Consider the following 25,686-nt stretch of genomic DNA (forward strand, 5'->3'; position numbering starts at 1 on the left):
TTCGATCGGACCGAGCCTTCCGGTGGGTCTGACCGGTTCGGCCGGTCGCTCGGTCAGTCGGTAGAACTCGGCGAGCTTCGCGGGATCCGCACAGTCGAGGGTGATTGCGGTGATTCCCGCGAGCTTCCTTACGACCGTGCTCTGCCGACTCGCGCCGACTCTCGCCCTCGTCGCACCGGTCGGGGTCAGCGTTTGACGGCGACGAATCCCCATTGGTCGACCGGCTCGGTGGTGACCGGCTCGTCGGGGCGCCACAGGCTGATCGAGCCGAAGCCGGGTTCGAGGAGGTCGAGGCCGTCGGCGAAGGAGCGCAGTACGTCGGCGGGACGCGAGACGTACGGGAGGGCGCCTCCGTCGGCGTACTCGTCCGATGCGGCGCGCGTCAGCGGGGTTTCGACGGTGTCGCACAAAACCAGGTGGCTGCCTGCGGGGAATGCGTCCAGATAGGTGCGCAACAGGGTGGCGGCGCGGGCGTCGTCGGTGACATGACCCAGGGTGGAGAGCACCATGAGCGCGATCGGTCGGCTCAGGTCGAGCGTCCTGCCGGCTTCGCGCAACACGGTTTCGGCGTCGGTGAGATCGGCCGGCACGTAGGCGGTGGCTCCCTCAGGGCGGCCGGACCGGACAGGAGCGCGCGGGCGTGGGCGAGCACGATCGGGTCGTTGTCCACGTAGACGATGCGCGCCTGCGGAGCGGCCTGCTGGGCCACCTCGTGAGTGGCCTCGGCCGTGGGCAACCCGGTGCCCAGATCCAGGAATTGCCGTACCCCGGCCTCGCCCGCCAGGTGGCGCACCGCGCGTGCCTGGAACCGACGGGAGGCGCGGGCGATGTCGACGATCTGCGGGAAGGACTTCTGTAACTGCTCGCCCAGGACCCGGTCCACCGGCCAGACGCGGCGGTACCCGGGTTGGGCGCGAAAGCGGTCCGCGTACGCGACGACCAGCTTTTCGAGCAACTCCGGTGAGCTGTCGCGCAGATCGCGGCCGTGTCGCCGGCCGAACAGGCACCCTGGCTGCTCCTCGGCCTACCCTCGGGCGTACTGGCGGACCGCCTCGACCGCCGGCGCATCCTGTGGCTCGTCGATCCGGTCCGGGCCCTGTTGGTCGCCGCACTCGCTGCGGCGGTGGCGGGCGACATGGCAACCATCGTGCTGCTGACGGGCGTTGCCTTCTGCTCGGCTACGGGCAGGCGTGGCGGCCGGGTTCACCGCGCATTCCTTTGTTCTGCGTGTTCCGTTCCATGCCGGGGCGGGGATCACCCTTCGGGTGAGCCGACCGGGTGCGGGTCGTCGGTGTTTGGGTAGCGGCAGGCGGCGGAGCAGCGGCAGGGGGGCTCTTCCGGGAAGGCGAGGATCGACGGCGGAGTTCCCTGATGGACGCGGGAGCCTCGGATCAGCCGGGTACCGTGCGGGTCGACCCGGTACACGGTCACGGTGAGCCGGGAATCCCGGGCCGTCGGTGTGGCGTCGACATCGGGACGGACGGTGTCGGACATGAATCCTCCTTCTCCGACCGGAAAGGCCACTCCACAGGTACCACGGGCGCGGACGGCGGGTCGGCCGGCCGATCGCCGATCACCCGAACGGCGGTGTGGACGCGGCGCCGCCCACCTCGGGTTTTTCCGGACCCGCGCTGCGCGAGTGGCGGCGGGGGAATCGGCGGCGGAGGCCGCGCAGGGCCGGTACCTGCGGATTCGCGTCCGGCTGCCGGGTCGCGACCTGCTCGGTCGGGCGCGCTGTGCCAATCGGGTCGAGTTGGGCGACGTCTCGCGGCCGGCGCACGGTCGTTGACCGCGCCGCCGGGTCGGGTCGAGGCGGGCCGGTCGATCGGTCAGTCGGTCGTTCGGTCGCCCGATTGCTTGGTCGCCCTCGACTCGCCGAGCGCGTGCCGGCTGTGCGCCCCGATCCCGCCGAGCCGTAGGTGTGCGGCGGGGCGCCGTCGCCCCGGCGGCGCCGCGTCCGATGGCTCTGTGCGGCCCCGGACGCGGAGCAGTCCAGGCCGGGCCGGACCGAGTACGAATGGGCCCTGTCCGTGGCAGCTTTAGGCCGTACGGGTCGGCCGAGTCGGAGTGGGACCCCCGCGGGGGTGGGAGCCGGTGGAAAACCGGTCGGCAGGTGGCGGTGTCCCGATGGCTCGACGGCGCGGTGGCGGGCGCGCGAACGCGCCGCGGGGGCGCCGCGGGGGCGTGCGGATGTCGGCTGCGCACGCCCCGGATTGGGTTGGCGACCGGGTCGCCGGGCGGTTCGACGGCCGGCGGGTTGCGCGTCTTCGGGAGCGCTTGGGCCCCGCTTCGCCGGCGGCGGGCCCGATGAGAGTGCGACGTGTTCAGGTGCGGGAGTGGTGGGCCAGGGCGGCGTGCGGATCGTGGCCGTCGGTGGGTGTGGCCGGGTCGGTGTGGACCAACGCGGCGTCCAGGCGGGGGAGGGCATGCAGCAGGGCGTGTTCGGTGGCGACGGCCAGGCCATGGGCGCTGCGCAGGTCGAGATCGGCGTCCACGATCACGGCGACCTCGACGCGCAGGCGATGGCCGATCCAGCGCATCCGCAGTTCGCCGACCTCCAGCACACCGGGCACCGCGCGTACCGTGCGCTCGGCGGTGTCGACCAGTGCCGGGTCCACGGCGTCCATCAACCGCCGGAACACCTCGCGCGTGGCGTCCTTGAGGACCGCCAGGATCGCCAGGGTGATCAGCAGACCCACGATCGGATCGGCCGACGTCCACCCGAGCGCGGCACCGGCGGCACCGAGGAGCACGGCCAGCGAGGTGAAGCCGTCGGTGCGCGCGTGCAGTCCGTCGGCGACCAGGGCGGCGGAGCCGATGCGGCGTCCGGTGCGGATGCGGAGGCGGGCCACCCACTCGTTCCCGACGAAGCCGACCACGGCCGCGACCGCGACGGTGGGTAGGTGTGACATCTCCCGGGGGTGGGACAGGCGGTCGATCGCGGTCCAGGCGGTGAACACGCAGGACGCGACGATGGTGAGCAGGACGACGATCCCGGCGATGTCCTCGGCGCGGCCGTAGCCGTAGGTGAAGCGGCGGGTCGCGGCGCGGCGACCGAGGACGAACGCGATGCCCAGCGGCACGGCGGTCAGGGCGTCGGCGCCGTTGTGCACGGTGTCGCCGAGCAGCGCGACCGACCCGGACCACACCACGACGAACGCTTGCAGGACGGTGGTCGCGCCCAGGATCGCGAGTGAGACCCACAACGTGCGCATACCGTCCGCCGACGCCTCCATGGTCGGGTCGATTCGGTCGGATGCCTCGTGCGAGTGGGGGGCGAGCGCGTGGGTCACGACGTGGCGTATTCGGGACCGGCGGCCGGTCCCGTGGGGTTGGGCGTGGGAGTGAGCGTGGGCGTGCCCCGGGCCGGGCTCGGACTCGGGGCGCACGTGTCGGTGTGCGTGTTGGTGTTCGTGTTCACGATGGTCGTGCGGGTGGTCCGGCGTGGTCTCGGGCACGGCGGCATCCTCGTGGTCGGCGGTCGGCGGTCGGCGGTCGGCGTCGCGTGTTCCGCGCGCTGTGCTTTCTGCGCTGTGCTTGGTGCCCGACCCGCCGATTCGGCTCGTCGTCGGCAGGCCGCACTGCCCAATTATGTGCGTATGAGCGCACGCATGCACTTATCATTTGCGTACGATGCGCAGGTGCATGACGAAAGCGAGCGATACGCGGTCGCGGTGGAGGTCCTGACCCTGCTGGCGGACCGCACCCGACTGGCCCTGCTGCGACGCCTGGCCGAGGGCGAGGCCGATGTGGGCACCCTGACCGAGGCGTGTGGCGCGAGCCGCACCTCCGTGAGCCAACATCTCGCCCGGCTGCGCCTGGCCGGACTCGTGATCACCCGCAAGGAAGGCCGCCGCGTCGTCTACGCCTTGCCCCACGGGCACGTCAACCGTCTAGTCGCCGAGGCCCTGCGGGTCGCCGACCACCGCATCGGCAACCTCCCACCACACGACTGACCACGACCCGACCCGGCCACTCCCGGCTCACGCAGCCGGGCACTCCTCGGAGTCGCATGCCGCGTGCCGCGTGCCGCGGGCTCGCTCTCGGGCCACCGTTCACGCGGCGGCCGGCCCGGGTCCGGTGCGGTGCGTCGTCCCCGCCGACGGGTGGTCGGTGGGGACGACGCCGAGGGTGGTGCCACGGCCGCGGGATCGGCGGACGGCCGGGGTCGGGGTGGCTACTTCACCCACAGCTCGTAGTTCTCGAACTGGCCGCCGCCCGTGCACTGGTAGGTCGACCAGCGGCCGGCGTTGATCCCCTGGTTGCCGGTGTCGTTGCACGCACTGGCCCAGTAGTAGTCGGTGATGTAGGTGTAGCCGGGGCTGGCCGGCGGGTGGCACGGGTGGGTGCAGGCGACCGTCGCGGGAGCCGCCTGGGCGGGCGCCGCGCCCAGCACGGTGCCGGCCAGGACGGCGCTGCCGGTGGCGAGGCCGAGGACGAAGTTGCGGAGACGCATGATGGAACTCCTTGGAAGTGCGAAAAGCGGACATCCCGTACACGTTCGGTGACGACACCCGGTATGACACGGATTGTGTGACCTGGATCACATTGCGTGGCCGCTCGCTCGATCTGCGCGGCTCGACGCACCACGGGCCCCGCATCCCGTGCCTCGGGACGGTCCGACCGGTGGAGCACCCGAGCCGACGGAACGACGGGATATCGGGACGACGGGGCACGCCGCGGAAGGTCGGAGGGCTGAGGGGCTGCGGGTGCGCTGCGCCGTACCCGACGGCGGCCTGTACGCAACCTCCCCGGACAGCTCGAGCGCCGGCGTCTCGGGCCCGAGCGGATTGCGGGCGCCGTCGACGCCGGCTGTGTGGCTCGCGGGGGCGGCGCCCTCGGCACCCTCGGTGGCCTGGAGGGCTTGCCGATGAGGCCCATTCGGGACGGTGTTGTCCGAACCGGCGGTGCCGCGGACACGACCGGCACCCGGGCCGGTGTGACGGCGACCGCGTGCCGCGAGCGGGCCGGCCGGCGGGTGGCGACCCGACCGGCCTGTCTTCTTGTGCACCGGCCCGTCATACTGGAAGTCATCGGACCTCTGGAAGGATCATCGGCATGGCTGTGACGGATGAGGCCATCGACAGGATCAAGGAGATGATCGTCTCCGGGGAGCTTCGGCCCGGCGACAAGCTTCCGAAAGAGGCGGACCTGGCCGCCAAGCTGGGGTTGTCCCGCAACTCCCTGCGCGAGGCGGTCAAGGCGTTGTCGCTGATCCAGATCCTGGACGTGCGGCAGGGTGACGGCACCTATGTGACGAGTCTGGAACCCGGTCTGTTGATGGGCGCGATCGCGTTCGTCGTGGACTTCCACCACGACCGGAGCGTGCTCGACTTCCTCCAGGTCAGGCGGATCCTGGAACCGGCCGCGACCGCGCTCGCCGCCGCTCGGATCGACGCCGCGGGCATCGCCGAGCTGCGCGGCCTCGCGCAGGTCGACGAGCCGCATCCCTCCGCCGAGCAACTGATCGAGCAGGACCTGCGCTTCCACCAGGCGATCGCGGGTTTCGGCGGCAATCTCGTGCTGTGCTCGCTGCTGGACTCGCTGTCCAGTCCGACGATGCGCGCCCGGGTCTGGCGCGGTCTGACCCAGAGCGACTCGTGGGAGCGTACGGTGCGCGAGCATCAGGCGATCGTGGACGCACTGGAGAGCGGCGACGCGGAGGCCGCGCGGGCGTGCTCGACGGCCCACATCGCGGGTGTCGAGCAGTGGCTGCGCAAGGTGGCCTGACGCGCGGTCCGGCGGGGCGGCCGTCCCGCGCGTCGGGCGGCTCAGGCGTCGGCGAAGGTCTGGCGCTGGGTGCCGAGGCCGGTGACGGCCAGTTCGACGGTGTCGCCGGCGCGCAGGTACGGCTTGGGCTCGGGCTGACCGAGCGCGACGCCGGCCGGGGTGCCCGTGTTGATCACGTCGCCCGGGTACAGCGTCATGAACTGCGACAGGTACTCGACCAGGAACGCCACGGGGAAGATCATGTCGGCGGTCGTGCCGTTCTGGCGCAGCATGCCGTTGACGCTCAGGGTGAGCGCCAGCGCCTGTGGGTCGGGCACCTCGTCGGCGGTGACCAGCCACGGGCCGAGCGGGTTGAAGGTCGCGCAGTTCTTGCCCTTGTCCCACTGACCGCCGCGGAACAACTGGAAGTCCCGCTCGGAGACGTCGTGGCTGATCGTGTACCCGGCCACGTGATCCAGCGGGTTCTGATCGGCCGTCAGGTATGCGGCGGTGCGGCCGATCACGATCGCGAGTTCGACCTCCCAGTCGGTGGCCAGGGACGCGCGCGGCACCAGGACCGTGTCGTTCGGGCCGACCACGGTGTCCGGGGCCTTCATGAACACGATCGGCTCGGTCGGTATGTCGGCGCCGGTCTCGCGCGCGTGGTCGTGGTAGTTCAGGCCCACGCACACGATCTTCCCGGGTCGGGCCAGCGGCGGGCCGTAGCGCAGGCCGGTCGCGTCCAGGACCGGCAGGCTCGCCGGGTCGGGCAGCACCGACAGGTCCGCGAGCAGCGTGGCGTCGATGTCCCGGACCACTCCCGACAGGTCGCGCAGGGTCCCGTCGGCATCCAGGACGGCCGGGCGTTCACAACCGGGTTCGCCTACACGGACCAGCTTCACAACGGTCTCCTCGAGTGATCGCGTCTTGCTCTTGTCGAATAAGTCATCCGATGTATAGGTCATAGTAGAGGGTTGAAACAAGTCGATTATGGCTTACTGTGCCCGCCTATCGCGATATTCATCCGACGAGTGCTGGACGTACGCACGCCACCCACGGTATACATCGGATGTCTGGGGTGTCCGGGCCCAGCCCGTCCCGGACACCCCGCCACCGGGAACCCACCCCGTTCGCGGCGGCCGGGACGCACGGCCGACAACCGAGGAGCCATACGTGACCCCGCAGCACCCGAACGGCGTGAGCCCGCCCGCTCGACCCGAACGGCCCACGACACCGACCCGACCCGTCGTCACCGAACTCGTGACCACGGACATCCGCTTCCCGACCTCTCGGGACCTGGACGGCTCCGACGCGATGAACCCGGACCCGGACTACTCCGCCGCCTACGTCGTCCTGCGCACCGACGCCGCCGACCGGCACGAGGGACACGGCTTCTCGTTCACCATCGGGCGCGGCAACGACGTACAGGTCGCCGCGATCGACGCGCTGCGTCCGTACGTGGTCGGCCGGCCGCTGGACGAACTGCTCGACGACCTGGGCGCGTTCTCCCGATCCCTGGTCGGCGACAGCCAGTTCCGCTGGCTGGGCCCGGAGAAGGGCATCATGCACATGGCCATCTCCGCGGTCGTCAACGCCGCGTGGGACCTCAGGGCCAAACGCGCGGGCAAGCCGCTGTGGCAACTGCTCGCCGACCTGACGCCGGAGGAGATCGTCGACCTGGTCGACTTCCGCTACCTCGGCGACGCGCTCACCCGCGAGGACGCGCTGGCGATCCTGCGCCGCGCCGAGCCGACCCGCGCCGAGCGGGCCGAAACACTGCGTCGCGGCGGGTATCCCGCTTACACGACCTCCCCCGGGTGGCTGGGCTACGACGACGACAAACTCGCCCGGCTGTGCCGCGAGGCGGTCGCCGAGGGCTTCACCCAGATCAAGCTCAAGGTCGGCGCCGATCTGACCGACGACGTCCGGCGCTGTCGGATCGCCCGGGAGAGCGTCGGCCCGGACATCCGCATCGCGGTGGACGCCAACCAGCGCTGGGACGTGGACGAGGCGATCGTCTGGATGCGCTCGCTCGCCCCGTTCGACCCGCACTGGATCGAGGAACCCACCAGCCCGGACGAGGTGTTGGGCCACGCGGCGATCCGCAAGGCGATCAGCCCGATCAAGGTCGCCACCGGCGAACATGTGCAGAACCGGATCGTCTTCAAGCAGTTGCTCCAGGCCGAGGCGATCGACTTCGTACAGATCGACGCGTGCCGGGTCGGCGGCGTCAACGAGAACATTGCGATCCTGCTGCTGGCCGCCAAGTTCGGCGTCCCGGTATGCCCGCACGCCGGCGGCGTGGGCCTGTGCGAACTGGTCCAGCACCTCTCGATGTTCGACTACGTCGCGGTCAGCGGCCGGATCGAGGACCGGGTGATCGAGTACGTCGACCACCTGCACGAGCACTTCCTCGCCCCGGTTGTGATCGCCGACGGCAACTACCGGGCGCCGTCCGCACCCGGTTTCTCGTCCACCATGAATCCCGCCTCGATCGCCCGATTCCGCTACCCGGACGGCGAGTTCTGGGTCGCCGATCGCGCCGCACAGGCGCCTGTCGTGGAGGTGTCCGCATGAGCAAGCCGGCCGGCCCGTCCAACCCGTCCTCCTCGCCGGGCTCGTCCGCCCCGGCCGTCTCGTCCTCGGCCTCCGCGCCGGCCCCGCCGTCGGCCGGAGACTTCGCCGGCCTGCGTGCCCTGGTCACCGGCGGCGCGTCCGGCATCGGGCTGGCCACCGCCCGGATGTTGACCGCCCGCGGCGCGACCGTCGCCGTGCTCGACCGCGACCCGGCCGCCCTGGCCGGCGACCCGGAACTGTCCTCGTTCACCGCGGACGTCGCCGACGACGCCTCGGTCACCGCGGCCGTCCGGGACGCGGCCGCGCTGCTCGGCGGCCTGGACATCCTGGTCAACAACGCCGGGATCGGCGCGGCCGGCACCGTCGCCGACAACGAGGACGCCGAGTGGCACCGGGTGTTGGACGTCAACGTCGTCGGCCTGGTTCGGGTCACCCGGGCCGCGCTGCCGCACCTGCGAGCGTCCGCGCACGCCGCGATCGTGAACACGTGCTCGATCGCCGCGACCGCTGGTCTCCCGCAACGCGCGCTCTACTCCGCCTCCAAGGGCGCGGTGCTGGCGCTGACCCTGGCGATGGCGGCCGACCACGTCCGTGAGGGCATCCGGGTGAACTGCGTCAACCCCGGCACCGCCGACACCCCGTGGATCGGCCGACTGCTGGACGCCGCGGCCGACCCCGCGCGCGAGCGGGCGGCCCTCGACGCCCGCCAGCCGATGGGCCGGCTCGTCGGGGCGGACGAGGTCGCATTCGCGATCTGCTCGCTGGCGAGCCCGCTGGCGGCCTCGACCACCGGTACCTCGCTCGCCGTCGACGGCGGCATGCAGGGACTGCGGCTGCGGCCGGAATAACCCGATCACGACCGGGATCCTGGAGTCGAGGGAGGCGAACGCATCGTGCGCGCCCTCGACTCCGCGGTCGTTTTTCAGCAAGGGAGCATCGTTCGTGGACACCAACCGCATCGGCGGTACGCCGGTCGTCACGAGTTCGATCGGGCTCGGGGCTGCGGCGTTCGGGAATCTGTACACCGCCACCGACGACGAACAGGCGTACGCGACCGTCGAGGCCGCGTGGGCCGCCGGGATCCGCTGCTTCGACACCGCGCCGCACTACGGGGTGGGCCTGGCCGAAACCCGGCTCGGGGTCGCGCTGCGCGGGCGCCCGCGCAGCGCGTACACGATCTCGACCAAGGTCGGCCGGCTGCTCGTCGACGACCCGGCCGCACCGACCGCGGCGGACGGCTTCGTCGACACGCCGCGTCGGCGACGCGTGCGCGACTACTCCGCGGACGGCGTGCGCCGCAGTCTCGAATCCAGCCTGGAACGCCTGGGGTTGGATCGGATCGACATCGCGCTCGTGCACGACCCCGACGAACACTGGGAGCAGGCCGCACACGAGGCGGTACCCGCGCTGGTGGCCCTGCGCGAGCAGGGGGTCGTGGGGGCGATCGGGGTCGGGATGAACCAGTCCGCGATGCTCGATCGCTTCGTCGCCGAAACCGACGTGGACTGCGTGCTGCTCGCCGGCCGGTACACCCTGCTCGACCACAGCGGCCGCGCGTTGCTCGATCACTGCGCGAAGCGCGGCGTCTCGGTGTTGGCGGGCGGCGTGTACAACAGCGGTCTGCTCGCCGACCCGCGACCGGGCGCCCACTTCGACTACGCACCGGCCGACGCCGAGCTGCTCGCCCGCGCCCTGCGGTTGCAGGCGATCTGCGCGCGCCACGACGTCCCCCTGCGCGCCGCGGCGATCGGCTTCGCCGCCGCGCACCCCGCGGTCGCCACCGTCCTGGTCGGCGCTCGCAGCCCGGAGGAGGCGGCCGACGCGGTCACGATGGGCGAGTGGAACGTCCCGGCGGCCCTGTGGGCCGAACTCGCCGCCGCGACCTGAGAATCGACTCGCCCCGCACTGGGGCAGGGCGAGCCGAGGGGCCCGTTTCCCGCCCGGGAAACGGGCCCTTTTGTCGGGTGGTTGCGTGGACGCGCGGTCACTTTACGTGTGCTGTCGGGGCGTTGCCGGGCAGGGCCCGGGGCATCACAGGCTCCAGACCAGGGGCAGGGTCGCCTCCTTGCCGTCGGCCGAGTAGTCGTGCGGTACCTCCGTCAATTCGCCCATGCGGGCCTGCCATTCGATGTTGACCGGCAGGTCGGCGAGGGAGGTGAGCAGTGCGGCGTAGTCGTCGCATTCGAGGACGTGGAACAGGTCCAGGCCGCTGCGCCAGATGTTCCACTCGTGCACGCCGGCCGCCCGGATCGCGGCGATCAGTGCGTCCGGCACCTCGCGGTGGGCCTGTTCGTACTCGCTCTCGCGGCCGGCCGCGAGTCGGGTGTGCAGGGCTACGCGCATGATGAACTCCCTGGTGGGTGGTTGGTGGGTTGTGGGTGGGGGTTGCCGGCACCGGTGACGGTGTCGAGCCTTGACAGTGGGTCGGCCGTCACGCTTCAGTGATCGGATCAATTCTTCGGATTGCCGCAGCTTCGCGCGCAAGTCGGACTCTAGACAACCCAATGATCCGATGACTACCTCTCATGTACAGGAGATCCCGAGCGTGACCGTTTCGGTGCGAGTGGACGCGCATCACCACCTGTGGGATACGGCCGAGCGCGAATACGGATGGATGGACGGCGCCTGGGCGGACCCGCTGCGCGGCAGGTTCGGGCCGAACGAACTAGCGGCGGCCGTCGGCAATCGGGGGCAGGTGGCGACGATCGCCGTGCAGGCGGTCGCCGACACCGCGGAGAGCGCCGAACTGCTGGCGATCGCGGCCGATCCGGGCACACCGGTCGCCGCGGTCGTCGGATGGGTGGACCTGACCGCTGCGGACACCGCCGATCGCATCGCCGCACTGCGCGCCGGGCCGGGCGGCGAGCACCTGGTCGGGATCCGGCACCTCGTCCAGGACGAGCCCGACCCCGGGTGGCTGCTGCGCCCGGACGTGACCCGCTCGCTGGCCGCGCTGACCCGCGCGGGCCTGGTGTACGACCTCCTGGTCAGGCCGCCGCAACTGGCCGCCGCGGGTCGGGTGGCCCGGGAGCATCCGGAACTGTCCTTCGTGCTCGACCACATCGGCAAGCCCGAGATCGGCGTCGGCCGGTGGGAACCGTGGGCCGAGGCGATCCGCGAGATCGGTGCGCTGCCCAACGTCACGGTCAAACTGTCCGGCGTCGTCACGGAGGCCGATTGGCGGGAATGGACGGTCGACCAGGTCCTTCCCTATGCACGTCACGCGCTGGAGACGTTCGGGCCCGAACGCACCATGTTCGGCTCGGACTGGCCGGTCTGCGCGCTCGCCGCCTCGTACGAGGACGTGCTATTCGTCGCCGAACGCACCTGCGCCGACCTGTCGACGGCCGAGCGCGAGCGCGTCTTCGGCGGTACTGCCCGGGCGGTGTACGGGTTCTGACCACCCGGCGGGGCCGGTGGGGCCGGGGCACGCGGGTGGCCGATTCGGGTCAGGCCCACCCCTTGCGAATCGCCAGGGCGCCGGCCTGGAAGCGGCTGTCCGCGCCCAACAGGGCGAGCAGGTCGCCGACCCGGCGGCAGTACGTGCGCGCGGACAGGCCGATCCGGGCCGCCGCCGCCTCGTCGGTCAGACCGGCGAGCAGGCAGTCGAGTACGGGCAGCAGGTGCGCGGGCGGTTCCTCGTCGCAGGGGCGGGCGTTCGGGTCCTCGCCGCACTGCCACGAACGCTGGTGGGCCCGGACCAGGGCGCGGACGACGACGGGATCGCGAACCAGAAGCATGCCGTTGTACAGCACGTCGAGATCGACCGGGACCAGTGCCACCGACCGGTCCATGACGCCCATCCGGAACGGGATCTCATCGATCAGTCGGGCCTGGCCACCGTCACGCCATCGGATGGTGCCCACCTCCGCGTCCCGGGCGAGGCCGCGGCGTGAGGTGATCTGGCGAACGTGCGGAACGCGGGCCACGACCTCGCGGACGCACGTCGCCGCGTGCGCGAGCATGCGCTCCGGCACGCCCTGCCCGATGCAGCCGGACGGGTCGTCGAAGGTGAGCAGTTCGTGCCGGGTGGCGGCGGAGAGTCGGGCGGCGTTGGCGCCGACATGCTCGGGGCGCACCCGCTGGGCGGGCGGCCTGATTCCGCGATCGGCGTGAAAGGCGGACTCCGCCAGCGTCTCGCTCAACGACTCGCGAAGGACCGAACGCGTCGGCGCAGGGCCGGACGACACCGACATGACCGCTCTCCTCGGACAAGCATGGACGAACCCGTCATCACCGAGAGTACGCAACCGAGCGTATGGCGCATTCGATTTTCCGACGGCGGAAGTGCGTCGAAGCGGGTCCAACCGGGTCCAAGCGGTCGAGGTCGGTTGGAGACGTTGAAGTCCGTACCACTGGCGAGTTCACGCCAACGGGGCGCGCGGGCGAAGCCGCGCTCGGCACAAGCAATCCGTCCCGACGTCCGTGGGGTCGCCCACGGGCTCGCCGGGGAGGGGAGAACGCGGGTCGCTCGCGACCCGCAGAGCCGCCCGGACGGCGGGCCCTACCGAAGAGGCGCCGGATTCGATCCGGCGGGTGCTGGATCGAATCCGGCACCCGAGGGGGCCGCTCCCGACCGCATTCGTGCCAATGGCCGTGGAAGGTGCCCGGCCGCACGGACGTTCGGCGCGAAATCTCCGTCACCAACGCTGGTAGGTCCCGCGGATGGCAATCGTGGGGTCGGGGCGGTGGGTCCGTGGGTTCGCGGCGGCGGCGGTGTTCGTTGCGGTGGCCGGGCGCGCGGGGACGACGGCGGGGACGGCGAACGGGACAGTTCGAGCGACCGATTCGCGCGCCGGTCGCACGCGACGACGACCGTATCCGAAACCGAACCCGCCACGGACCGGTGCCGTCGTGGGTGGGGTCATCCTCCCGAACACGGCGCAGCGGAGCGAGGAACGCTTCCCGAAGAACCGTGTGAACAGGTAAGTCCCGGGGTGCGTACGGTAGTTCAACGCCCGGGGGCGACGGTAGTCCGCGGATCGGACGGGAGGAGGACGCCTCCTCGCCGAACCGGCCTTGCGCTATCCGAAGGCGCACGGACTCGTCTATGTGGTGGACTTCGCTGCCTGCTCGGGTCTGCCGGTCACGTGGTGGCGTCCTCGGGCCAGAGGCGGCCCACACGCGGGACGTCGCCGGCGAGGACGGCGGCGAGGCGGCGTTGCCGGTTTCGCCGCAGATCGGGCAGCGCCGCGCGAACGGTATCGCGTCGGCCGACCACGATCAGGGTGTGCGCGCAGGCGAGTGCCGGATGGTGATGATCGTCGGCCAAGCCGTGCCGGAGCGTCGTGTCGATGGGGCCGCCGTTCCAGGTGACTCCCGTGTTGTGGAGTCGGCGCAGGGCGTCGGCGGCTTTGGTGCGGACCCTGTGGTGCGGGTCGTGCAGGGCGCCCTGGAGAAACGGCAGGGCGTCGGGGTCCGCAGTATCGCCCAGTGCCACACAGGCGAAGTGCCGTTGCTGGGGCTCATCGGAGGCGAGCATGCTCGCGTAGTGGGTGACTGGGGAAAGACGACGTAAGCGGGCGACGCCGAGGCAGATCATGTACAGCGGGTTGGTCGGGCTGACGAAGGGTGCTCGGTATCGCTTCGGGAGGCGAAACCGGGCCATGCCGCGTGCCATGTCCTCGTAGAACGGTCGCAGGACATCGATGATCGGGTCGGGATCGCGGTCGGGGTCGAGTTCGGCGGCGATGCGAGCCGCGATCTCGCGGGTTTTCGACAACCGGAAGGGGGATTCCGGCGTGGGTGCGGTGCGGGTGAGGAAGGCGGTGACGGCGGCCTCCGCCTGCGGGCCACGGATGCGGTACAGCGTCAGGAGGCCGGTGCGTCGGGACTGCGGGTCGTCGTCGTGGAGTTGGGCGATCGCGTGGTCGAGGTCGTCGGTGATGGCCGGGATCCTTCCGGAATGCCGACGTGGAGGAGCGCTCGCACGGCGGTTCGACGATGGCTACCGAGATTGTGGCAGCCGACTCCGGTGATGCCGGGAGATGGAGCGGGTGGCCTGCGACCCGGGTGCGGGGCCGTGGGTGGGCCGTCGGCCGGGGCGACGGCTCGGGTGTGGTCGGGACGTGCCGGGGCGTCGGGTCAGCAGGCGTTGAGGATCGTGGTGAGTGTGTTCTTCTCGGTGGAGTCGACGGTGAGTGCGTAGTCGTGCTTCACCTGGATCCAGGCTCGGGCGTATGTGCAGCGGTAGGACGTCTGGGGGAGCCACTCGGCGGGATCCCGGTCGCCCTTGGAGCGGTTGGACGAGGCCGAGACGGCGATGAGTTGGGGGTCGTTCACGTCGTTGGCGAAGGTGCGACGACGGGTCGTGGTCCAGGCCCAGGCGCCGGAGGCCCAGGCTTCGGACAGCGGTACCAGGTGGTCGATGTCGAACGTCGACGGGTTGGTGGTCACCACGTTGTCGTAGGCGCTGGTCCAGGTCCCGGAGGTCGCGGTGCACGCGCTGTTCGTGGTAACGCCGGCGCCGTCCCGCTTGAGGATCCATTCGCGGGTGTCGCAGGTCCCGGAGATGGTGATCCAGGTCGGGAACAGGTCGCGGTCGTAGCTGTCGCCGTGCGTCTCGGCGGTCGCGGTCATGCCGGCCAGGTAGGAGCGGGCGGTCGCCGCCGATATCGGCGTGGGCAACGCGGCGTGCGCGGGGGTGGTCGCGGTGGCGGTCGCGGCGAGGGCAAGCCCGGTTATACACACGGTGGTTGCGGCGCGGCGCAGGGCGGACGGAGTGGTCACGGCAGGGCCTCCCGAAGGCGGTTGGCGGCATCCGGCCCGGACCCGGGCGCGGATCGGCGCGCCCAGCGTGCCGGAGCACCCCGGCCCACCGGGACCCCGCGCGGCGTGAATTCTTGGTGACGGGGCGCCGCCGAGCCCGCTACGTGCGCGGACGTACAGCGTGAACTTCGTTCTCCGGCAACCGAGTCGGGGCGAGCCCGGACGGCGGCCGATCAGGGCATCCAGCGCGCCCGGAGAACCCCGTCGGGGTCGGGCAGCACGGCCGCGAGCAGGGGAACGCGAAGGGGATGCGGTGCGTCGGAAGGGGGTGGGCTTTGTTGGGGTGAGCCGCGGTGGGTACGAATCGGAGGAGATTCATGCGTTTTGGGCGACGAGCGGCCGATCTCGGTCCCAGGAACGGGGGGCGGGCGTTGGCCCGACAGGCCCGTGAACTGGCCGTTCAGGGCAAGGAGCGTCGCGCATTGGTCCGCGCGTCCACCGCATACGAGCTACTCGCCGACGAGTGGCCGACGCGCGACGCGTTCGCGACCGCGGACGCCTTCGCGGACTGTGCCGCGGCGTTCACCGCGTTCGGCAACCACGGCATGGCCTTCCGCTGCCTGAGCTCCGCCATCGACGTGCTGGGCCGGCTGCGCGAGGACGAGCCCGAGAACGGGCCCGCGCACGTACGTTTCGGCCTCCTCGGCTACGCGGCCTACACCTCGGCCGTGGCCGGCGGTCGGGAACCCGCCGCGCTCGTGGACGTGTTGGAGTTCACGGTCCGCGCGTTGACGACCGGCCTGGAACTGGGCCACGCCGAACCGGACACCTTCATCGAGGCCGCCAAGGCACTCGCCGACCGCTACGACGAAGACAACCGCCCCGACGACGCGGCGGCCGTCAGACGAGCGGCCGAGGGCATGGCCGAACTGGACTGACCCGGCCCGGCCCGACCCGGTGCGCCCCCACCGGGGTGACCGGGCGGGGGCGGCGTGGGAGCGGTGGGTGTGTTCAGACCGTGCGCACTTCGGTGTCGGTCACCCAGACGTTGACCGAGCGGGTGCCGCCCAGAAGGCCGGGAAGGGTGAAGGCCACGTCGAGGCGTCCGTCGAATCGATGCCCGACGACCACGCCCCGGGTGCCCGCGGGGATCGACTGGGCGAGGGCACCGCCGAGGTCTCGTACGGCCTCGACCTTCGTTCCGATCTGCACAGCGGGCCTTCCTCGTCGTCGGTGGGCAGGCGTTCAGTGGCGGCGATGGCCGCGGCTGCGGCGGCGCCGGTCCCGGTCCCGGTCCCGGTCCCGGTCACGGTTTCGGTCCCGGTCGCGATGCCGGAGTCGGTTCGGGCCCAGGCTTCAGCCCCGGCCCCGGCCCCGGCCCCGACCCCGACCCCGACCCCGATCCGGACCCCGACCCCGGTCCTCGGGTCGGATCGCATGGGCGAGAGCATGGCGTGGTCGGTGGTGCGGTCGGTCACGGTCGGCCGTCCGGGTCGGCGCCGCGGTCCTGTTGCAGGCGCCACAGTTCGGCGAACAACCCGTCCTCGTCGGCGAGGAGTTCCTCGAATGCGCCGCGCTGAACGACACGGCCCGACTCCATCACGACGATCTCGTCGGCCACCGCCACGTTGGCCAGGCGATGGGTGACCAGGAGCACGGCGCTGTCCCGGGCGATGCCGCGCAGTCCGGCGAAGATTCGGTGCTCGGCCCGGGGGTCGAGTGCGGAGGTGGGCTCGTCGAGGCAGATCAGGCCGGGTTGCCGGTACAACGCCCGGGCGATGCCGAAGCGTTGCCACTGACCCACGGACGGATCGATGCCGCCCCACCACTCCCGGGCCAGAAGCGTGGCGAGGCCGCGCGGCAGGCCGGCGATGACGTCGTCCGCGCCGGAGGCGGTCGCCGCCCGGTCCAGGGCGGCGTCGTCGTCGGCGCGTGGTTGGCCGAGGTTGATGTTCAGCCGGGCGGACAGCGGCCACCGGGCGATCTCCTGCGGGACGTAACCGAGATGGGCCCAGGCCGCGTGCGGGTCGAGGTCCGCGACGTCGGTTGCGTCCCAGGTGATGTGGCCCTCGTGCGGCAGGTAGAGGCCGCATAGGAGGCGGGAGAGGGTGGATTTGCCGGAGCCGTTCTCGCCGACCAGGGCCAGGATTCGGCCCCTGCGCACCTCCAGGTCGACGCCGTCCACGGCGGCGGTCGCCTTGCCCGGGTAGTGGTACGTGGCGTTCTCCGCGCGCACGACGAGCGGCGAACTCGGTGCGATGGTGCCCCGCTTCATGCCGTGGCCGCCGGCTTCGTCGAGGAAGCGGGCCCAGTCGTCCAAGTAGAGGCCGACGCTGTACAGCCGACTGCCCGAGACCACCAGACCGCCCAGTGCCGTTCCCACGGTGCGCAGCGCGATGACGGCGGTGCCGGCGGCGGCCACCGACATCCGGCCGGTGGAGAGCAGATAGGCGAGCGTGGCCCACACCAGGCTCGCGGCGAGGCCGCCCACGGCGGCGCCGACCAGGCCGATCTTCGCGGTGGTCCAGGCGCCGGCCTGGGTGACGCGTTGCACGCGTTCGGCGGCGATCGAGTAGCGGTTCAGCAGGTACGGGGCCATCGTGCAGGCGCGGACCTGGTCGGCCCAGCGCTGGTCGGAGATGTGCCACCGCAGCATGTTGAGCAGCCGCCGCTCGTCCTGGGTGCGGAGCGTGGTCAGGTATTCGACCCTGGCCCCGCGTACCGCGGCGACTCCGCGCGGCAGCGCGCCGAGCAGGAGCAGCGGGAGCAGCACCGGGTGCAGGATGGTGAGGACGGACGCGGCGGCGATCAGGGACGCGCACGCGGCGAGCACATCCTGGGATTGCGGCATCAGGCCGCGCATGGACTGCAGGCCGCGATCGGCGGCGTCCCAGCGGTCCTGGTAGCCGGGGTGGTTGTAGGCGGCCAACTCGGCCCGGGAGGCGGCCTGGAGGAGGAGCCATTCGGATTCGCGGGTCAGGCGAGGGGTGACCCGCGCGGACAGGCCGACGACGGCGATGCCCAGTACGGCGCGCAGGCCGACCGCCGAGGCGAGCAGGACGATGGAGGGCAACGCCTCGCGCAGGCGGTCGGCGACGTCGCCCGAGGAGATCAGTGCCGTGATCGTGCCCGTCGTCGCCAGCAGGCCGCCGGCTTCCAGGAGCCCGGCGAGGACCTGGCACACCAGCAGCGCGATCAACGCGCCCGGGTCGGCCCGCCAGGCCAGGCGCATCGCGCGGATGATCAGTCGGGGCAGACGGGCCGCCATCGCCCGCGTGGTGATCCTGGTCAGCGCGACCGCGGTGTCGCGTCCGGGCGGCGCGAACTGCGGTTCCTGGTCCGCGGGTTCGTCCGCGGTGGCGGGGTTCGGCGCGGTCGGTCGAGCGGTGCCGGCCTGGGGTGGGATGCCGGTGGAGCCGGGTTTCGAGCGTGCCGAGGAGGGGTCTCCTCCGGTGGCTTTCGTGGTCATCGCGGTGCCTCCTGAAGGTGCGGGCGGGGTCGCCTGCGGGAGTGTCCGCTCATGCTTCTGGCGTGTGCCCGGCCCCGGCAGAGCGCACGGATGTGCGAGCAAGGCGCGGGGGCGACGAGGGCGCCCGGACCGGACGCTCGACCAAACGAGTCGCTGCCGGGCGTGATCGGACGGCCTTCGGGAAGGACGGCGCGGGGTCCGGGATTTCGCCGGCGCTGCGGCTGTGCGCCGGGCGCACGCGGGCGGAGCGCGCGACCTCCGCGAACGGCGGCATTGCGCAATGGCCGCCCGGGGGCGAGTCGTGGGCCGAAGGAGTCGGGGAAGTGCGTGAGGTGACGCGACGCGCGAGATGAGGCGACACGACGCAACCCGCGTGGCGGGGCGCGACACGATGCGACGCAATTCCGCACGCCGCCACTCGCCGCGCCCGCGACCGGTCGGACCCGGCCCGGACCCGGACCGACTCCGGCACGTTCGGTTCAGCCGGCGGTGCCGCCGGTGGGGATCGTTCGCTCGAAGAAGGTTTCGAGCACGATCGTCGCCTGCGTGCTGCTGACTCCGTCGATGGCGTGGATGCGGCGCAGTACATCCTGCATCGCCTCGGTGGACGTGGTGCGGACCTTGAGCAGCACCGAGGCCGTCCCGGCGATCACATGCGCCTCCTGGACCTCCGGGACGGCCGCGAAGGCCGGTCCGGAGTCACCCATCCAGGCCACCGAGTCGACGGTGACGAAGGCCAGGACGTCGAGGCCCACCGCTGCCGGGTCCACGTCGACGAGGGTGCGGCGGATGACCCCGCTCGCCCGCAGTTTGCGCACGCGCTCGTGGGCGGCACCGGCGGACAGTCCCACCTCCTTGCCGAGCTCGGCATAGGTGCGGACGGCGTCCTGCTGGAGCAGCGCGAGCAGGTCCCGATCGATGTCGTCCATGGGGTTCCTCCGTGGTCGCGCCGATCGAGGGCGGCTCGGTGATCGAGGCGGCTCGATGGTAGCGAGCCGTCTCGGGCCCGCCGCGACCGAGTACGCCCGCGGCGCCGCGGGCCCACCGCACCCCGGCCGAGCACTCGTCCGCTCCCTCCAGGCCGGCTCGTCGACACGAGATGACGTTCGATCTGATCTTGACGTGACCGAATCATATTCTGTATCCATGCATGGAGCCCAGATGGTGTTCAGAAACTACGAGGAGTCGCGAGACGATGTCCGAGGCCCGCACCCCGATCTACGACGTGATCGACGAACGTTTCCGCACCGAGCGCTGCATTTTCGGTGACGACCGGCTGGAGACCCTCCACGCCGGCGGGCGCTGGTCGGAGGGGCCGCTCTACTTCCCGGCGGGACGCTTCCTGATCTGGAGCGACATCCCCAACGACCGCATGCTGCGCTGGGACGAGACCAACGGTGTCGTCAGCGTCTTCCGCTCACCGGCCGGACACCCCAACGGCAACACCCTCGACGCAGAGGGCCGCCTGATCACCTGCGAACAGGACAACCGGCGGGTCACCCGCACCGAACACGACGGCTCCGTCACCGTGTTGGCCGACCGGTTCGGAGGCAAGCGGCTGAACAGCCCCAATGACGCCGTCGTGCATTCGGACGGTTCGATCTACTTCTCCGACCCCGACTTCGGCATCACCACCGACTACGAGGGGCATCGCGCGGAGAGCGAGATCGGCGCGACCAACGTCTATCGCATCGACCCGGTCAGTGCCGAAGTGCGCCTGGTGGCGGACGGGTTCGGCGGACCGAACGGGCTGGTGCTGTCCCGGGACGAGCAGCGACTCTACGTCTCGGACACCCGGGCCAACCACGTCCGGGTCTTCGACGTGCGCCCGGACGGGACCCTCTCCGAGGGTGCGGTCTTCGTCGAATGCCGCCCGGGCGAAGGGCGGTTCGACAACATCCGCTTCGACGACCGGGGCCGCCTGTGGGTCGCCGCGATGGCCGACGGCGTGCACTGCTACGACCCCGACGGCACCCTCATCGGCCGCATCCGCACTCCCGAACCCGTCGCCAACATCACCTTCGGCGGCCCCAAACTCAACCGCATGTTCCTGGCCGCCAACAACGCGCTGTACTCGCTGGTCACTTCGGTCACGGGCACCCCGCGACTTCCGGGCCGCCGCCCCGGCCCGGGTACGGACTGACCGCCCGCGCCTGGGCGCCCACCGCGGACGAGTCGGGCGCGGAGCCGCGCGTCGCACCGGGCCCGCGCGTCCTGCGTCCCCCGTCCCGCGCCCCCTGTCCCGCGTCCCCCGTCATCCCGCGCCCCGCGTCCTAGCGGACGGCCAGCATCGGCAGCCGGGAGCGGGCGGAGTGCGCGGCGATGGTGGCCCAGATGTTGACCAGGTCGATCACGCCGTTCGCGTCCGGCGCCTCGCAGCGTACGGTCAACTGGTCCACGCGCTCCGCGCCCGGCGTGGACGCCGCGATCTCGGCGGCCAGCGGGATCTGGAACCCGACCTCGAAGACGAACTTCTCCGGCAGCTCCAACGGCTCCACGCTCGCGGCCTTCTCCACCGCCGCCGCGGCGCCGGCGCGGATCAGGTCCTGGGCCGTGGACGGGTGCACGCTGTTCGCCGCGTGCACCCCCTCGGCGGTCTTGACCGGGACCGTGATCACCCCGGGGAACGCCGCGGCCGTCGCCGCACAGACCTCGTTGTCGCCGGTCACCAGCCCGATCGGGACGCCGTGCTGGGCCGCGAGCAGTCCGTTGACCTCGGCCTCGGTGACGGGCCGGTTGTTCAGCCGTACCGCCCCGAAGTCGGACGAGAACGTGTGCGCGAGCACACCCGGTGCGCCGGCCGCCGCGTGGTAGCCGATGAACAGCGCCACCCCGTGGTTCGCGCCCAGGCCGCTCGCCATGCACTGGGCCTTGGGGCTCCCCTGGATCACCCGGGCCCGCGGGTCCAGGTCGCGCGCGAGCAGGTTGTCCATCGTGCCGTGGCTGTCGTTGATCAGGACGTTGTCCGCGCCCGCCGCGAACGCACCCTCGATGGCCGCGTTCGCCTCGCCGGTCATCATCTCCTGCGCATTGCGGTACCCGCCGCCCCCGCGCACGATCTGGTCGATCGTGGCGATACCCGCGATGCCTTCCATGTCGATCGAGATGTATACGTCCATCGGGTTCTCCCGTTCGTTGCCCTGCTCGGCCGGTCCGCGGGGGTGTGCGACGCCCCGCCGAGCATCACGCACGTCACCCCGTCCGGGCGTTGGCGATTCGTACAGGTTCGGTGTCGGTTCTTCGTCGCGGGCGACGAGCCGAGGGTCTGGGGCCCTGCCTACCGTGAGCGCTCACCGCGGCGCTCCCGCCGCCGATCCAGGAGGTGCTCGTCCATGGCACGATCCGCCCCGTCCCCGGCCGCCACGCCGTCGTCCGGCCGCCCGGATCTGTCGAGCGCGTCCGCGTCCCTGCCGACGTCCGAGTACCTCCGGGACCGGCTCGCCGAACTGGCCGAGCAGGCGGGCATACCCGGCGCGAGCATCGCGGTCCGCCTGGGCGATCGAACCGTGACCGCGGCGGTGGGCGTGCTCGACATCGAGACCGGCTACCCCGCGACGCCCGACTCGCTGTTCCAGGTCGGGTCGATCACCAAGGTGTGGACCACGACCCTGGTGATGCAGCTCGTGGACGAGGGTCTGATCGACCTGGACGTCCCCATCCGCACCTACCTCCCCGACTTCCGGCTTGTCGACGAGGACGCCGCCGCGCGGGTGACGATCCGTCACCTGCTGTGTCACACCGGCGGTTTCGAGGGCGAGCTGTACGACGACCACGGCCCCGGGCACGACGCCCTGGAGCGCCTGGAGGCGAGCCTGGCGACCGCAGGCACGCAGCTGTTCCCGCCGGGCGAGACGTTCTCGTACAGCAACAGCGGATTCGACCTGCTCGGCCGGGTGATCGAGGTGCTGACCGGGCGCACCTGGGAGGCGGCCCTGCGCGAACGGGTGTTCACGCCGCTGGGCCTCACCGAGGTGGCCAACGACGCGAGCGAGTCGATCCTGCACCGCACCGCCATCGGCCACCTCGGCGGACCCGACGGCCCGGTCAAGGCACCCATCCACCACATGTCCCGCGCCGGCGGCCCCTCCGGAGGCATGCTCGCCACGAGCGCGCGCGAGCTGCTGGAATTCGCCGCCGCGCACATTCGCCGCGGGCTGCTCCCGGACGGCACACGACTGCTGTCGGAGAAGTCCGCACGCGCGATGTGCGAACCGCAGATCGAGATCATCGGCGACGGCCGGCTCGGCAGGTCGTGGGGTCTGGGCTGGAACCTGTACGACTGGCCCGGCGAGCCCGTCATCGGCCACGACGGCGGCACGATCGGCCACGGTGCGATGTTGCGCGTGGTGCCCTCGCGCGAGTTCTCGGTGGCGTTGCTGACCAACGGCGGCGCCCTGTACGGCGCTTTCGACCTGGTCCGCGAACTGCTCGGCACCGTCGGCGGCGTCGAGGTCCCGGAGCCGCCCGCGCCGCCCGCCGAACCGGTGTCGATCGACACGGGCTACGTCGTGGGCCGCTACGCGTCGCCGGCCGTGCAGATCGACATCGCCGAGACCGAGGACGGCCTGACCTTCACCTCGCGTGCCCTCGGCGCCATCGCCGAACTGGTCGGCGACGAGGCCGCCACCAGCCGGGTCGTGCCGTTGGACGCGCGTACCCTGATCACCGCCGAGCCCGAGGGCGGGCGACACCCCTCGTACGTCTTCCTCGGTGACGGGGAGCAGGCCGAATTCCTGCACATGGGACGGGCGTTGCGCCGAGTCCGGGACACCGGGAGCGCCGCCGGGCCGGACGCGACGGGCGGCACCGCGCCCGGAGCCACGCACTGAGACGCACCCCGGCCGACCGGAACGTCGGCCTCCTCTCCGGTCCCCCACCACCGGAGGGCCGGAACTTGGGCGGGCTCCCGCGAGCCCGGACACGGCGTAGGTGGACCCGCCCGAACACCGGGCGGCGTTAGCCTCGTTCGCATGGTGCACCTGCCTCCCGCCGAGTACTACGCGTCGTTGCCCAGGCACATCGGCGCCGCCGGGGCGATCCTGCACGACGAGCGCGGACGCGTTCTGTTGGTCGAACCCGCGTACGGCGACGGCCACTGGGAGATCCCCGGCGGCGCCATGGACCACGGCGAGTATCCCTGGGACACCGCCCGCCGGGAGATCGAGGAGGAACTCGGTCTCGCGTTGCTTCCCGGTCGGCTGCTGGTCGTCGACTGGGTTCCGCCGCAACCCGACGGTCGGCCCGCCCTCACGAACCACCTCTTCGACGGGGGAGCCCTCACCGAGGCCGAGGCGCGTGCGCGGATCCGGCTCGGCGCCGGCGAACTCACCGCGTGGCGTCTGGCGGCCCCCGCCGAGTGGGACGCGCTCATGGCGCCGCACATGGCCCGCCGCCTGCGGGCCTGCGCCGAGGCGCTGACCGGGAACACCACCGCCTACCTGCACCACGGCGTGCCGCCGCACCCGTGACCGGCGCGGTCGGGGACCGTCACCGCGGGGTCGTGCAGCGCCGGCACGTACCGCAGCACGCACGGCAGCACGCGGTCGGTGCCGACCGCCGCCGGCACGGCCACCGGGCCGGATCCGAACCCGGCCGGCGGCCGGGCGGCGCTCAGCGCGCCCGGGAGCGCAGCCGGCCCGTCGCCGCGGGTATCGTCCCGACGGCCCTTTCGGCGCATGCAGTGCCGGTGGCTGGGTGCGTCCGGCGTGTACCACCCGCCCCCTGCGTATCCCGCAACCCCACCAGGGCTCGCCGTGCCGTGTGCGGGCCGAAGGCGGGGCGGCACGTTGGCGATTCCACCGCCGGCAGGGGCTGTTCATGTGCGGCGACGCGGGGTTCACTCGGAGTACGGCAGGTCCCAGCCGCGGTGCCCGTATCGAACGGACAGGAGGAATCCCATGGTTCGACCGCTGATCCTCACCCGCAGGGCCCCCTCTCCCGACCCTGCCCGGGCGTCGCGCCCTGCGCTGCCCGAGCACCACTTCGACCCTGTCCTCGGCCTCAACGTCACCGCGGACGGCGTACCGCTGGTCCACGCGGGCAAGCAGGCCGCGCTCTCCGAGTACACCGGTACCCAGGAAGCCGGTCGGTGGAAGAAGGACGACTGACGTCCGCACCTCGGGCAGGTCGCCGCCGGGCACAACCACGCCACCGCCCGGCGGCGTTCCGCTCCGTGCGGTGGTCACGCGGCAGGCCCGTTCGCGGGTCGGCTCGCGGGTCGGTTCGCGGCGGCCGGAACGGCTCGATCGTCCGGACCACGAGGACGTGACGATGGACCCGCTGCTCGCCGCCGCCTTGGAAAGCCTGGGCATCGCGGAGGACCCGCGCCCGCTGACCCGGGACCACACCGCCGCCTGGCGCACCCGGCACTGGAAGATCAGGACCGCGACGGAACCCGCTGCCGTCGCCGCGTTGTTGCACGAGGCCCGTGCCGTCGCCCTCCTGCGCGACCGGGAACTGCACCCGGCCGGAGCGGCGAGCGGACGCCTCGGCGACGGTGCGTGGATCGCGATCGCCTGGCGGCCGGGCACCACCCTGTGGGACTGGTGCGTCGCCGCCCGCCGTACCGCCACGCCTGGCATCCGAGCGAGCCTGCGTCGGATCGCCCATCGGGCGTTCGCCCTGCTGGCCGCACTGCACGCGGCGGGTTGGCGGCACGGCGACATCCAACCGGCCAACATCCTGATCACCCCGGGAAACGCGGTCGAGTTCATCGATCACGACCTCGCCCACCATCCCGACCTGCCGCTGCCGCGTCCCTACCGAGGGGGCATGGACCAGTCCACCGCCCCCGAGATCGCGCGCGAACTCCTCGACGGCAAGCCCGACGCCGCCGTCACCCTCACCGAAGCCGCCGAGGTCTACAGCATGGGCGCATCGCTGCGCTGGGCCTGGACCGGCCACGCGCCCGCCACCACCCGCCTGCTCGGCCCCGGCGTCACCGCCGAGGACATCCTCCGGGACATCGCCACCGGCCGACACCGTGCCGCGCTGGCCGCGCACCGCCCATGGGCCGACCCCGAGCTGGAGGCCCTGATCGAGACGACCACCGCCCGCGACCCGGCCCACCGGGCCCCGAACCCGGCCCGACGCTGACCGGCGGGCGGGATCGACCCCGTGAGGAGTCGTATCCGCGCCTGCGCCGGCATCGACGGGTGTGGCGGCTGGGCGATCGGGGCCGAACACCTCCTCGATCGCATCCGCTCCCAGGGCCTCACGGTGAG

25 protein-coding genes and 1 pseudogene are annotated in these 25,686 nt (G+C 72.0%); 13 read left to right on the forward strand and 13 right to left on the reverse strand.

Annotation, left to right across the window (positions count from 1 at the left end; translation table 11 throughout):
- Positions 1-185 precede the first annotated feature (185 nt).
- Positions 186-943, reverse strand: a pseudogene (locus tag ACZOOI_RS40945) (SAM-dependent methyltransferase).
- Positions 944-985: 42 nt separating this feature from the next.
- On the opposite strand from ACZOOI_RS40945, the gene ACZOOI_RS40950 reads away from it, so the two are divergent.
- Positions 986-1,303, forward strand: coding sequence for an MFS transporter (locus tag ACZOOI_RS40950; protein ID WP_465281891.1), 318 nt, complete (start codon positions 986-988; stop codon positions 1,301-1,303).
- On the opposite strand, the gene ACZOOI_RS40955 is transcribed toward ACZOOI_RS40950, so the two are convergent.
- Together ACZOOI_RS40955 and ACZOOI_RS40960 are read right to left on the reverse strand one after the other, a co-directional pair.
- Positions 1,255-1,494, reverse strand: a complete 240-nt coding sequence (locus tag ACZOOI_RS40955) for a hypothetical protein (protein ID WP_465284211.1) — start codon at positions 1,492-1,494, stop codon at positions 1,255-1,257. The genes ACZOOI_RS40950 and ACZOOI_RS40955 overlap by 49 nt on opposite strands.
- Before the next feature lie 830 nt (positions 1,495-2,324).
- The gene (locus tag ACZOOI_RS40960) at positions 2,325-3,458 is read right to left on the reverse strand and encodes a cation diffusion facilitator family transporter (RefSeq protein WP_465281892.1); all 1,134 of its coding nucleotides are present in this window, start codon (positions 3,456-3,458) and stop codon (positions 2,325-2,327) included.
- A 141-nt stretch (positions 3,459-3,599) separates the two neighbouring features.
- Here ACZOOI_RS40960 and ACZOOI_RS40965 point away from each other — a divergent pair, with 141 nt between their 5' ends.
- Entirely contained in the window at positions 3,600-3,956 is a 357-nt protein-coding gene (locus ACZOOI_RS40965; RefSeq protein WP_465281893.1) for an ArsR/SmtB family transcription factor, read from the forward strand.
- A gap of 221 nt (positions 3,957-4,177) precedes the next feature.
- Here ACZOOI_RS40965 and ACZOOI_RS40970 read toward each other — a convergent pair whose 3' ends face one another.
- Positions 4,178-4,456: a hypothetical protein gene (locus ACZOOI_RS40970; protein ID WP_391584527.1), complete on the reverse strand. Its 279-nt coding sequence runs from the start codon at positions 4,454-4,456 to the stop codon at positions 4,178-4,180.
- 602 nt (positions 4,457-5,058) lie between these two features.
- On the opposite strand from ACZOOI_RS40970, the gene ACZOOI_RS40975 reads away from it, so the two are divergent.
- Entirely contained in the window at positions 5,059-5,730 is a 672-nt protein-coding gene (locus tag ACZOOI_RS40975; RefSeq protein WP_465281894.1) for a FadR/GntR family transcriptional regulator, read from the forward strand.
- 41 nt (positions 5,731-5,771) lie between these two features.
- On the opposite strand, the gene ACZOOI_RS40980 is transcribed toward ACZOOI_RS40975, so the two are convergent.
- On the reverse strand, positions 5,772-6,611 hold the full coding sequence (locus ACZOOI_RS40980) for a fumarylacetoacetate hydrolase family protein (protein WP_465281895.1): 840 nt from the start codon (positions 6,609-6,611) through the stop codon (positions 5,772-5,774).
- A gap of 271 nt (positions 6,612-6,882) precedes the next feature.
- Here ACZOOI_RS40980 and ACZOOI_RS40985 point away from each other — a divergent pair, with 271 nt between their 5' ends.
- The 3 genes from ACZOOI_RS40985 to ACZOOI_RS40995 all read left to right on the forward strand — a co-directional run bounded on the left by ACZOOI_RS40985 (position 6,883) and on the right by ACZOOI_RS40995 (position 10,173).
- Positions 6,883-8,286, forward strand: coding sequence for an L-fuconate dehydratase (locus tag ACZOOI_RS40985; protein ID WP_465281896.1), 1,404 nt, complete (start codon positions 6,883-6,885; stop codon positions 8,284-8,286).
- The gene (locus ACZOOI_RS40990; protein ID WP_465281897.1) at positions 8,283-9,134 is read left to right on the forward strand and encodes an SDR family NAD(P)-dependent oxidoreductase; all 852 of its coding nucleotides are present in this window, start codon (positions 8,283-8,285) and stop codon (positions 9,132-9,134) included. The genes ACZOOI_RS40985 and ACZOOI_RS40990 overlap by 4 nt, the downstream gene beginning before the upstream one ends.
- Before the next feature lie 94 nt (positions 9,135-9,228).
- Entirely contained in the window at positions 9,229-10,173 is a 945-nt protein-coding gene (locus ACZOOI_RS40995) for an aldo/keto reductase (RefSeq protein ID WP_465281898.1), read from the forward strand.
- Positions 10,174-10,317: 144 nt separating this feature from the next.
- Here ACZOOI_RS40995 and ACZOOI_RS41000 read toward each other — a convergent pair whose 3' ends face one another.
- On the reverse strand, positions 10,318-10,629 hold the full coding sequence (locus tag ACZOOI_RS41000; RefSeq protein WP_465281899.1) for an L-rhamnose mutarotase: 312 nt from the start codon (positions 10,627-10,629) through the stop codon (positions 10,318-10,320).
- A gap of 169 nt (positions 10,630-10,798) precedes the next feature.
- Here ACZOOI_RS41000 and ACZOOI_RS41005 point away from each other — a divergent pair, with 169 nt between their 5' ends.
- Positions 10,799-11,686: an amidohydrolase family protein gene (locus tag ACZOOI_RS41005; protein WP_465281900.1), complete on the forward strand. Its 888-nt coding sequence runs from the start codon at positions 10,799-10,801 to the stop codon at positions 11,684-11,686.
- A 49-nt stretch (positions 11,687-11,735) separates the two neighbouring features.
- Here the strand turns inward: ACZOOI_RS41005 and ACZOOI_RS41010 are convergent, their stop codons facing one another.
- The 3 genes from ACZOOI_RS41010 to ACZOOI_RS41020 all read right to left on the reverse strand — a co-directional run bounded on the left by ACZOOI_RS41010 (position 11,736) and on the right by ACZOOI_RS41020 (position 15,015).
- The gene (locus tag ACZOOI_RS41010; protein WP_465281901.1) at positions 11,736-12,482 is read right to left on the reverse strand and encodes a DNA-binding response regulator; all 747 of its coding nucleotides are present in this window, start codon (positions 12,480-12,482) and stop codon (positions 11,736-11,738) included.
- 890 nt (positions 12,483-13,372) lie between these two features.
- The gene (locus ACZOOI_RS41015) at positions 13,373-14,008 is read right to left on the reverse strand and encodes a HEAT repeat domain-containing protein (protein WP_465281902.1); all 636 of its coding nucleotides are present in this window, start codon (positions 14,006-14,008) and stop codon (positions 13,373-13,375) included.
- 362 nt (positions 14,009-14,370) lie between these two features.
- Complete coding sequence (locus ACZOOI_RS41020) at positions 14,371-15,015, reverse strand: HNH endonuclease family protein (RefSeq protein ID WP_465281903.1); 645 nt, start codon at positions 15,013-15,015, stop codon at positions 14,371-14,373.
- Between the two features lie 356 nt (positions 15,016-15,371).
- Between ACZOOI_RS41020 and ACZOOI_RS41025 the strand changes: the two genes are divergently transcribed.
- On the forward strand, positions 15,372-15,932 hold the full coding sequence (locus ACZOOI_RS41025; protein WP_465281904.1) for a hypothetical protein: 561 nt from the start codon (positions 15,372-15,374) through the stop codon (positions 15,930-15,932).
- 73 nt (positions 15,933-16,005) lie between these two features.
- Here ACZOOI_RS41025 and ACZOOI_RS41030 read toward each other — a convergent pair whose 3' ends face one another.
- The 3 genes from ACZOOI_RS41030 to ACZOOI_RS41040 all read right to left on the reverse strand — a co-directional run bounded on the left by ACZOOI_RS41030 (position 16,006) and on the right by ACZOOI_RS41040 (position 19,392).
- On the reverse strand, positions 16,006-16,206 hold the full coding sequence (locus ACZOOI_RS41030; RefSeq protein WP_465281905.1) for a hypothetical protein: 201 nt from the start codon (positions 16,204-16,206) through the stop codon (positions 16,006-16,008).
- Between the two features lie 262 nt (positions 16,207-16,468).
- Positions 16,469-18,463: an ATP-binding cassette domain-containing protein gene (locus ACZOOI_RS41035; protein WP_465281906.1), complete on the reverse strand. Its 1,995-nt coding sequence runs from the start codon at positions 18,461-18,463 to the stop codon at positions 16,469-16,471.
- A gap of 479 nt (positions 18,464-18,942) precedes the next feature.
- Positions 18,943-19,392 carry an Lrp/AsnC family transcriptional regulator gene (locus ACZOOI_RS41040; RefSeq protein WP_465281907.1) on the reverse strand — a complete coding sequence of 150 codons (450 nt, stop codon included), beginning with the start codon at positions 19,390-19,392 and terminating at the stop codon, positions 18,943-18,945.
- 266 nt (positions 19,393-19,658) lie between these two features.
- On the opposite strand from ACZOOI_RS41040, the gene ACZOOI_RS41045 reads away from it, so the two are divergent.
- Positions 19,659-20,606 (forward strand): SMP-30/gluconolactonase/LRE family protein, encoded by a 948-nt coding sequence (locus ACZOOI_RS41045; RefSeq protein WP_465281908.1) that lies wholly within the window; start codon positions 19,659-19,661, stop codon positions 20,604-20,606.
- Positions 20,607-20,736: 130 nt separating this feature from the next.
- Here ACZOOI_RS41045 and ACZOOI_RS41050 read toward each other — a convergent pair whose 3' ends face one another.
- Positions 20,737-21,582 (reverse strand): M55 family metallopeptidase, encoded by an 846-nt coding sequence (locus ACZOOI_RS41050; protein WP_465281909.1) that lies wholly within the window; start codon positions 21,580-21,582, stop codon positions 20,737-20,739.
- Between the two features lie 213 nt (positions 21,583-21,795).
- Between ACZOOI_RS41050 and ACZOOI_RS41055 the strand changes: the two genes are divergently transcribed.
- The 4 genes from ACZOOI_RS41055 (at position 21,796) to ACZOOI_RS41070 (ending at position 25,558) form a co-directional block, all read left to right on the forward strand.
- Positions 21,796-23,292, forward strand: coding sequence for a serine hydrolase domain-containing protein (locus tag ACZOOI_RS41055; RefSeq protein ID WP_465281910.1), 1,497 nt, complete (start codon positions 21,796-21,798; stop codon positions 23,290-23,292).
- Positions 23,293-23,433: 141 nt separating this feature from the next.
- Positions 23,434-23,931 (forward strand): NUDIX domain-containing protein, encoded by a 498-nt coding sequence (locus ACZOOI_RS41060; RefSeq protein WP_465281911.1) that lies wholly within the window; start codon positions 23,434-23,436, stop codon positions 23,929-23,931.
- Positions 23,932-24,360: 429 nt separating this feature from the next.
- On the forward strand, positions 24,361-24,570 hold the full coding sequence (locus ACZOOI_RS41065; RefSeq protein WP_465281912.1) for a hypothetical protein: 210 nt from the start codon (positions 24,361-24,363) through the stop codon (positions 24,568-24,570).
- Between the two features lie 70 nt (positions 24,571-24,640).
- Complete coding sequence (locus ACZOOI_RS41070; protein ID WP_465281913.1) at positions 24,641-25,558, forward strand: protein kinase family protein; 918 nt, start codon at positions 24,641-24,643, stop codon at positions 25,556-25,558.
- Positions 25,559-25,686 lie beyond the last annotated feature (128 nt).

It is taken from the genome of Embleya sp. L77 (genome assembly GCF_055557415.1).